Origin of the sequence: Peribacillus sp. NPDC096622 (assembly GCF_044762665.1) — a bacterium.
Classification (GTDB): domain Bacteria; phylum Bacillota; class Bacilli; order Bacillales; family DSM-1321; genus Peribacillus; species Peribacillus frigoritolerans_B.
Genome location: NZ_JBIWES010000001.1, coordinates 338047 through 347011, shown reverse-complemented (window position 1 = coordinate 347011; position 8965 = coordinate 338047). Strand labels below are relative to the sequence as shown.

Here is an 8965-nt window from a genome sequence, read left to right as displayed (position 1 = left end):
GGGCGGTCAAAACGGAGGCCAGCCAGGTATGATGATGGGCGGCCAAAACGGAGGTCAGCCAGGTATGATGATGGGCGGCCAAAACGGAGGCCAGCCAGGTGTGATGGGCGGCCAAAACGGTGGTCAACCGTGGATGATGGGCGGCCAAAACGGTGGTCAACCGTGGATGATGGGCGGCCAAAACGGAGGTCAGCCAGGTATGATGATGGGCGGCCAAAACGGAGGTCAGCCAGGTATGATGATGGGCGGCCAAAATGGAGGTCAGCCAGGTATGATGATGGGCGGCCAAAACGGAGGCCAGCCAGGCATGGTGGGCGGTCAAAACAGTGGTCAGCCAGAGATGATGGGCGGTCAAAACGGTGGCCAGCCGTGGATGATGGGCGGTCAAAACGGAGGCCAGCCGTGGATGATGGGCGGTCAAAACGGTGGCCAGCCGTGGATGATGGGCGGTCAAAATGGAGGTCAGCCGTGGATGATGGGCAGTCAAAACGGAGGTCAGCCAGGGGTGATGCCGGGACAATTTGGCGGTCAGCCAGACATGATGCGCGGTCAGCTTGGGGGGCAACCTGAAGCAATGTTACCTGGACAAATGGGAGGCCAGCCAGGCCAATTCGGGGGCGTTCGTGCGCCTGAAACATTTGGGATCCCGACATATGTAGATGAAAGCGATGACTATTAATCATCAAGGAGACAGTGTTTTTAACACTCGTCTCCTCTCTTATTTAAATCGTAAGCCAAAGAATGTCCACCATATTCAAAGCAGTGTCTATTTAATAACTTTTGAAAAGGGTCATTCAATGATTCTTAAAGGATTCGACAGTTTTGAAAAATGGGATCGCCAAAGAGAATTGACTTCTTTGTTAAAACAAAAGGGATTTCATCAAACGTATTATATTCATCAGAATTTAATGCCCTTTCAATTTAAAGGGAAATGGTATGGCAGTATGGACTATTTTCCGCCGAGTAAGAAAAAATTCAGATTTTCCAATCATAAGGACCGCTTAGAAGGCGTTCAGTTACTGGAAAGCTTCCATGATGTGTCGGAAAATCTCTCCATTAACGCGCCTGTGTTCAATCAATCTAAAAAGTGGAAAGAACGCTTATCACTCTTTAAAAAGAATTTTTCTTATGTTCGCCAATATGTTTCCGAAGATATTATCAAGGAATGGATTAGATGGGGGGAATGGTCGCTAGAGGGGTTTGATAAAAATCAGTCTTTATGGGATAAGGAAAAGAAAGTCATCATTCATGGTGATTGTGCCCACCATAATTTCTTGCGCAGAGCGGACGGCACTTTGACTTTAATCGATTTTGACTTAATGGCAAATGCCCCGAGGTGCATTGATTATTTACAGTATGCAAATCGAATTTCACCACATTTGGAAGATGCGGCCAACGAGCTGTGGGAAGTGCCGCAATTGCAAAGGTATCAGTCAGACCTGGCCTTTTTATATGCTTTAACTTATCCTACCGATATTTTCCGTGAATGGAATCGTCTTAATAAAAGTTCTTCCCAGCTTCATTCGGTCTGGAAAATGTCCGTGGAAGGTTTTTCGGAGCGGATGGAGATGAATGAAAAATTGGCGAAAAGGATTTCTTCCCTTAATAGGAATTAAAACGGGTATTTGGCCGTATCTTACAGAGTACATTTCCCGTTCGACACCCATGCTAATTATGAGCGGAATATAGCTCATTCTATTGCAATGGGAGGGTTATTGGTGCAGAAAATAAAATGGGCCCAGCCGCTATGTACGGTATTGGCCGCCGTCAGTTTGGTTGGATGTGCTAATAATGATACAGCGGAAAATGAAAATATCACGAATGATACAGGTTACCATGAAAAAGATGCATTGGTACGCAACATCAATTATGAGAATATGGTGCAAGGTTTATACAATAAAGATGATGCGTACAGTAAGAGTGACCGTAACTACCATGGACATGAAAGTAAGCCGCTTAAGGCAAAATCATCTTATTATAATTCTTATGAAGGCTCTTTAGCCGACAAAGTAAATGGTGTCGCCAATAAAGTGGAGCCGGTTATCGATGCCAGAACAATCATCATGAAAGATGAAATGCTGGTAGCCTTGCTGCTTGATGACTACAGCCAAGCAAAAGATGTTAAAGAAAGAATGAAGAAGGAAATCGGACCGCTTACCAATGGCCGTACCCTATATGTAACCACCGATGAAGGTGTCTATTTCAGGACGATGACTCTTGATAACAATCTTCGGGATGGCGATACGAGGGAAATGATCATTTTGGATGCCAATGACCTGTTCGATAACCTTAACATTCACGAAAATCACTTAAAATAATTTGTGGGCTGACCCGATGTGGAGTCAGCTCTTTTTGATTTTTTTCTGGTTAATAATCCTTATTTGGGTCAAACTACATAAAAAGTAAACGCCTTAAGAGGTGAGTATATTGTTTAATCAACTTAGAATCCAATTTTTCATGACACTCTTCATATTGCCATTTTGCTTAACCGTTTTTGCCGAAGAAACCGTTCAAAAGGAAAATGATCCAATTGAAAGGAAGGTCATTCTTCAGCGTATGTATCTGGATGGCGAGTTAAGTGAAGAGAAATTGACAGAAACGATTTGGTCGATGGAAGACTTTTGGGCAAAATATGAAGGATGGAAAGTAGTCGATCAAAATGAAGAGCAGATTGTCATGAAGAAAATTGAGAATGACATATCTCCGCTTTTAAAAGCGAATGGTTACCTTGGGATGAGGGAAGATGGTACGTTATCCATTTTTATCGGAAGGCCTGAGCACGCCAAGATCATTCATACATTCTACCAAATAGACGTTGGTAAACTTGAAGCATACAAGCAGGAGGAACTGCAAAAAGGGATTCCGATCATGAATAAAGACCAATATAAACAGCTCATTAAAGAATATGAGCCATATTCGGTAAACTAGGGGGGACGATCTCCCATCCTCCAGGCTGTAGACTAACTCGATAATGATGGAGTTTGTCTACAGTTTTTTTAGTATTCCCATTTGACCGTTGACTTCCACTGCAGGCACCGGCTTTCAGCGGGCGGTCCGCCCTCGGCGCTTTTGCGCCTGTAATGTCTCCCTTTGACGCGTATATCCCGCAGGAACCTTGCACCCCGTTCCAATCACCTTTGTTTTTAAGGATGATAGTAAAACCCGGAATTCCTTGTGAAAAGTCTTTGCCGAGTATGAAATAACTTTTAATGAACAACACCCCTTTTTTATGATAAAATGAGAGGTACAGCAAAATCAGGGAGAGAATTAATTTGTATGATTATATAAAAGGCAAGGTCGATTATATTGGGCCTGAATACATAGTTGTGGAAAATGGGGGGATCGGATATCAAGTGATGACGCCGAATCCTTTTATTTTTTCCGCTCAATACCAGAGAGAAATCCAAGTTTTCTTATATCATTATGTTCGTGAGGATATGGTGGCGTTATACGGATTCCAGACTCGTCAAGAAAAGGCGTTATTCACAAAATTATTGAATGTAACCGGAATCGGGCCGAAAGGTGCTCTAGCGATATTGGCATCAGGCCAGGTTGATCAGGTGGTGCAGGCGATCGAAAATGAAGATGAATCGTTTTTGGTGAAATTCCCGGGTGTCGGAAAGAAAACGGCACGGCAGATGATTCTCGATTTAAAAGGGAAACTTGAGAACATTATTCCGGATGCGTTTCCCAACTTGTTTAACGAAGGCGTCACGGCTGCAATCAGTTCAAATGGTTATACGGAGGAATTGGATGAAGCCGTTCTTGCATTGAAGGCTCTTGGTTATTCTGAAAAGGAAGTCCAAAAGGTAGCCAAGAAATTGCAAGCTGAAGATATGACGACCGAGCAATATATTAAGAAAGCATTGCAAATGATGTTAAGATAAGGAGTGGCGCAATGGAGGAGAGAATATTCAATCAGGAAGCCGATTTGAACGAACTGTCCTTTGAACAAAGCCTGCGGCCGCAAAACTTAAAGCAATATATCGGACAGGATAAAGTGAAAGCGAATTTGAGTGTATACATCGAGGCTGCAAGGATGCGTGAAGAAACGCTCGATCATGTACTTCTATATGGACCGCCTGGACTTGGAAAGACGACGCTTGCCGTCATCATCGCCAATGAAATGGGTGTGAATATCCGCACGACTTCCGGTCCTGCCATTGAGCGGCCGGGAGATCTGGCGGCCATTCTGAGTGCACTTGAACCAGGTGATGTATTGTTCATTGATGAAATTCACCGCCTTCCCCGTGTCGTTGAAGAAGTGCTATATCCGGCTATGGAGGACTTCTGTCTGGATATTGTAGTCGGTAAGGGACCGGAAGCCCGTTCGATCAGGATCGACTTGCCGCCGTTCACCCTCGTAGGGGCCACGACACGGGCAGGCTCACTGTCTGCACCGCTCAGGGACCGCTTTGGCGTTTTGAGCCGTCTTGAATATTATACGGAAAACCATTTGACTGATATCATCATCCGTACAGCAAGAATCATGGATACGGAAATGGATGATCAAGCAGCGGCAGAACTTGCAAGAAGGTCAAGGGGAACCCCGAGAATTGCCAATCGGCTTTTACGGAGGGTCAGGGATTTCGCCCAGGTACGCGGTGATGGGACGATAACGGCCGAGCTTGCCGATTATGCACTTGAATTAATGCAGGTCGACCGTTTAGGACTCGATCATATTGACCATAAATTACTTAAAGGGATCATTGAAAAATTCCGTGGCGGGCCCGTGGGTCTGGAAACGATTGCTGCAACGATTGGCGAAGAGGCACATACGATCGAAGATGTGTATGAACCATATCTCTTGCAAGTCGGTTTTCTTCAGCGTACCCCAAGAGGCCGGATGGCAACACAGCTTGTTTATGAACATTTCGGCATGGAGATGCCCGAATGATGAATATACCAAAGATGGTCATGATTCTGGGTGTGATTATATTCGTGATTGGTTTTGCGATGAAATATATCCATCTCGGCAGGCTGCCGGGGGATATTTTTCTGAAAAAGGGGAATACGACGTTTTACTTTCCTATCGTTACATCAATCATCGTCAGTGTTGTGTTGTCCGCGATTTTTTATTTGATCGGCCGTTTTAAATAATGATTACAGCTTGATAGACACGTAAGGAAGTGGAACAGATGAAATTGGATATGTTTGATTTTCATTTACCGGAGGAACTGATTGCCCAAGTTCCTTTGGAGGATAGGGAAGCAAGTAGATTGATGGTACTGGACAAAGAAACCGGTAAGCTCCAGCATGATGTATTCAGCCATATCACGGAATATATCAAACCGGGAGATTGCCTGGTGTTGAATGATACAAAAGTGCTTCCGGCCCGACTATACGGCAGTAAAGAAGGGACGGGTGCAAAAATCGAAGTATTGCTGCTTAAGCAAGATCATGATGATGTATGGGAAACGCTTGTGAAGCCGGCCAAACGGATTAAAGAAGGCTCGACGATCGTTTTCGGCGATGGTAAGCTGAGTGCCGTCTGTACAGGTGTACTCGAGCATGGCGGCCGAATCCTTGAATTTAAATATGAAGGCATATTTTATGAAATACTGGAGCAGCTTGGCGAAATGCCGTTACCTCCATACATCAAGGAACAACTCGACGACCAGGACCGCTATCAAACCGTATATGCGCGGGAACGGGGATCTGCAGCGGCACCTACCGCTGGACTGCATTTTACGGAGGATTTGCTTGAGAAACTTAAAGGGATGGGTGTCCACATCGCCTTCATAACGCTGCATGTTGGGCTTGGTACATTCCGCCCGGTAAGTGTCGACGATATTGACAGCCACGAAATGCATTCGGAATTTTATCAAATGACGGAAGGCACAGCAAGATTACTGAATGACGTGAAGGAAAAAGGCGGGAAAATCATTACGGTAGGCACTACGTCCACAAGGACATTGGAAACGATTGCGTCCCGCAATGATGGGGTTTTCAAGGAAGAGAATGGCTGGACGAGCATCTTCATTTATCCTGGTTATGAGTTCAAAGGGATCGATGCAATGATAACGAACTTCCATTTGCCCAAATCGACGTTAATCATGCTTATTTCTGCACTTGCAGGCAGGGAGAATGTCCTTCATGCCTATGAAACGGCTGTGGAAGAAAAATACAGGTTCTTTAGTTTTGGAGATGCAATGTTAATTAAGTAATATAAGAGTGAGAAGCTCTTGAAGGGAGTTATTGCGTTGACTGCAATACGATATGAGTTAATCAAAACATGTAAACAGACAGGGGCACGGCTAGGCCGGGTCCATACGCCGCATGGTTCTTTTGAAACGCCGGCATTTATGCCGGTTGGAACGATGGCTACTGTCAAAACGATGTCACCGGAAGATTTGAAACAGATGGGGGCAGGCATCATCCTGAGCAATACGTACCACCTATGGCTGCGTCCGGGGCATGAAATCATCAAGGAAGCTGGCGGACTGCATAAGTTCATGAACTGGGATCGGGCGATTTTGACCGACTCAGGCGGCTTTCAAGTCTTCAGTTTAAGCGAGTTCCGCAAAATTGAAGAAGAGGGTGTGCATTTCAGGAACCATCTGAATGGCGATAAATTATTTTTATCTCCGGAAAAAGCGATGGAAATACAAAATGCGCTTGGCTCCGATATCATGATGGCATTTGATGAATGTCCGCCATTTCCGGCTACAGAAGAGTATATGAAGAAGTCGGTTGAACGGACATCACGCTGGGCGGAACGCTGTTTGAATGCACATGAGCGTCCAAATGACCAAGGGCTGTTCGGTATCGTTCAAGGCGGGGAGTTTGAAAATCTTCGCAAACAAAGTGCAAAAGACCTTGTCTCCCTTGACTTCCCGGGTTATGCTATTGGAGGACTATCCGTAGGGGAACCGAAGGATATCATGAACCGCGTCCTTGAGTTTACAACTCCGCTGCTGCCATCTGACAAACCACGTTACCTTATGGGGGTCGGTTCACCGGACTCATTGATCGATGGTGCACTCCGCGGTGTTGATATGTTTGACTGTGTTCTGCCGACGCGAATCGCGCGTAATGGTACGCTCATGACGAGCAATGGGCGGCTGGTTGTGAAAAATGCGAAGTATGCACGCGATTTCGGTCCTATCGATGAAAATTGCGATTGCCATGTTTGCAAGAATTATAGCCGGGCATATATCCGCCATTTAATTAAATGTGAAGAAACCTTTGGGATTCGTCTTACGACTTACCATAATCTTCATTTTCTGTTAAACTTGATGGAACAGGTCAGACAAGCTATTCGAGAAGATCGCCTTGGAGACTTTAGGGAAGAGTTTTTTGAGCAGTATGGTTTCAATGAACCAAATGCGAGAAACTTCTAATTCCATAATTATTTTAATGAACGAAAGGAGTGAATATACTTAAATGGGTAATTTAACACAAATACTTCCGTTGATTTTAATGTTCGTATTGTTCTATTTCTTATTGATCCGCCCGCAGCAAAAACGCCAAAAGGCTACGCAAAACATGCAAAGCAGTTTGAAAAAAGGTGATAAAGTTGCTACTATCGGCGGCATGCACGGAACAATCGATGCAATCGATGAACAGCAAATCGTCATTAAATCACCAGACGGTACAAAACTGACTTTTGACCGTGCGGCAATCCGTGAAATTACGGAAAGCGCACCGAATAAAGAAACATCCCTATAAAACAAACGAAAACCGGGCCATGTGCCCGGTTTTTTGCTGTCTTTTTTTAATCGGAGCGTGAGTCGGAACTCATGTTGACCCCAAGAACGCCGCCCATCATGGCCGTAATCACAAAACAGCCATAGTATATCCATTGCTTGATGGTGAAAAGGGCATCGTGACCTAAATATTGAAAAAGGAACACGACCAACAGATAAAGCAGCCCAGTGCTTCCGCCCAAGAATAGTCCTTGCTTCTTCCCTTTGCCTCCTGAAATGAATCCACCAATGAACAGCGATAAAAAGGATACGATCATGACCACGTATGTCAGGGATGATTCCGTCAGTGAAGTAAAACGAAGAAGGATGGAAACGATTAAACTAGCAATCATCGCTATGGCAAAGATGGAGCCTACGCCATAAATTACGGCGACACTCATTTTTTTAGTTTCGATGGGTATTCCTCCTTTTTAAAAGGCTGGTACGTATAGCCTGTTTATGTGTTTGTACAAGCATATTCCCGATATCGAACCTTTAGACCAGGTTTAAGTAGCTTCCCGTAAAATTAGAAAAGATTATGGAGTAATTTTTCAGTTCCCAAGCCATGCTATGGATGAAGGAAGTGTTGTTGAAGTGGATATCTATCTAGGGATTATTTTTCGAACGACGGTAATCTATCTGGTCATCTGGTTCCTTTTTCGAATGATGGGTAAGCGGGAAGTTGGGGAACTGAGTGTTCTCGATTTAGTGGTATCCATCATGATAGGGGACATTGCTGTGCTATCCTTTGAAGATTTGGAAAAACCGTTTATCCGACAGACGATCCCAATGTTTGTCCTCGCGATCCTCCAAATTACATTGGCATTTGCCTCATTGAAAAGTGTTAAATTTCGCTATTTCATGGACGGTAAGCCGCAGATCATCATTAATCAAGGGAAAATAGATGAAAAAGCGATGCGCAGACAACGATATAATTTTGATGACTTATTGACCCAACTTCGTGAACAAGGAATTATTGATATAAACGAAGTGCAATTTGCCATCCTTGAAACTTCAGGAAGGCTCTCGGTGATTAAAAAAAGCGACGAAGAAGGGTCGGAAAGTCAGGTACCATTCCCGCTGATTGTCGACGGAGAGATACAGGAAAAAAATCTTGATAAAATTGGGAAAAACCATTTTTGGCTTCTGGATCAGTTAAAAGAACATGGAGAAACGAAGGTTAAAGAGATTTCGATTTGCGGGTACATAGATGGCCAATTTTACATTGATAAAAATGATATGAAGAAATGACCGAAGCCTTTGAGTGCTTCGGTTCA

11 protein-coding genes and 1 pseudogene are annotated in these 8965 nt (G+C 44.3%); 11 read left to right on the top strand and 1 reads right to left on the bottom strand.

Annotation, left to right across the window (positions count from 1 at the left end; genetic code table 11):
• The 10 genes and pseudogenes from ACIQYG_RS01615 to yajC all read left to right on the top strand — a co-directional run.
• Positions 1 to 679: pseudogene (locus ACIQYG_RS01615) on the top strand (hypothetical protein); the annotation flags it as partial.
• The gene (locus ACIQYG_RS01610; protein ID WP_402835200.1) at positions 669 to 1616 is read left to right on the top strand and encodes a phosphotransferase; all 948 of its coding nucleotides are present in this window, start codon (positions 669 to 671) and stop codon (positions 1614 to 1616) included. The pseudogene ACIQYG_RS01615 and the gene ACIQYG_RS01610, both read left to right, overlap by 11 nt.
• Positions 1617 to 1718: 102 nt before the next feature.
• The gene (locus tag ACIQYG_RS01605) at positions 1719 to 2318 is read left to right on the top strand and encodes a YhcN/YlaJ family sporulation lipoprotein (protein ID WP_402835199.1); all 600 of its coding nucleotides are present in this window, start codon (positions 1719 to 1721) and stop codon (positions 2316 to 2318) included.
• A gap of 100 nt (positions 2319 to 2418) precedes the next feature.
• Complete coding sequence (locus tag ACIQYG_RS01600; RefSeq protein WP_402835198.1) at positions 2419 to 2928, top strand: BofC C-terminal domain-containing protein; 510 nt, start codon at positions 2419 to 2421, stop codon at positions 2926 to 2928.
• 344 nt (positions 2929 to 3272) lie between these two features.
• A complete protein-coding gene (gene ruvA / locus ACIQYG_RS01595; protein WP_402835197.1) occupies positions 3273 to 3887 on the top strand; it encodes a Holliday junction branch migration protein RuvA in 615 nt (204 codons plus the stop codon).
• 11 nt (positions 3888 to 3898) lie between these two features.
• Positions 3899 to 4897 (top strand): Holliday junction branch migration DNA helicase RuvB, encoded by a 999-nt coding sequence (gene ruvB, locus ACIQYG_RS01590; RefSeq protein ID WP_034308811.1) that lies wholly within the window; start codon positions 3899 to 3901, stop codon positions 4895 to 4897.
• The gene (locus ACIQYG_RS01585; protein ID WP_034308809.1) at positions 4894 to 5100 is read left to right on the top strand and encodes a DUF2905 domain-containing protein; all 207 of its coding nucleotides are present in this window, start codon (positions 4894 to 4896) and stop codon (positions 5098 to 5100) included. The genes ruvB and ACIQYG_RS01585 overlap by 4 nt, the downstream gene beginning before the upstream one ends.
• 38 nt (positions 5101 to 5138) lie before the next feature.
• Positions 5139 to 6167: a tRNA preQ1(34) S-adenosylmethionine ribosyltransferase-isomerase QueA gene (gene queA / locus ACIQYG_RS01580; protein WP_402835196.1), complete on the top strand. Its 1029-nt coding sequence runs from the start codon at positions 5139 to 5141 to the stop codon at positions 6165 to 6167.
• A 36-nt stretch (positions 6168 to 6203) separates the two neighbouring features.
• The gene (gene tgt / locus ACIQYG_RS01575; RefSeq protein WP_034308807.1) at positions 6204 to 7343 is read left to right on the top strand and encodes a tRNA guanosine(34) transglycosylase Tgt; all 1140 of its coding nucleotides are present in this window, start codon (positions 6204 to 6206) and stop codon (positions 7341 to 7343) included.
• 43 nt (positions 7344 to 7386) lie between these two features.
• Positions 7387 to 7671, top strand: a complete 285-nt coding sequence (gene yajC, locus ACIQYG_RS01570; protein WP_402835195.1) for a preprotein translocase subunit YajC — start codon at positions 7387 to 7389, stop codon at positions 7669 to 7671.
• A gap of 46 nt (positions 7672 to 7717) precedes the next feature.
• Here yajC and ACIQYG_RS01565 read toward each other — a convergent pair whose 3' ends face one another.
• On the bottom strand, positions 7718 to 8089 hold the full coding sequence (locus ACIQYG_RS01565) for a TIGR04086 family membrane protein (RefSeq protein ID WP_096337820.1): 372 nt from the start codon (positions 8087 to 8089) through the stop codon (positions 7718 to 7720).
• Between the two features lie 193 nt (positions 8090 to 8282).
• On the opposite strand from ACIQYG_RS01565, the gene ACIQYG_RS01560 reads away from it, so the two are divergent.
• The gene (locus tag ACIQYG_RS01560) at positions 8283 to 8939 is read left to right on the top strand and encodes a DUF421 domain-containing protein (protein WP_402835194.1); all 657 of its coding nucleotides are present in this window, start codon (positions 8283 to 8285) and stop codon (positions 8937 to 8939) included.
• Positions 8940 to 8965 lie beyond the last annotated feature (26 nt).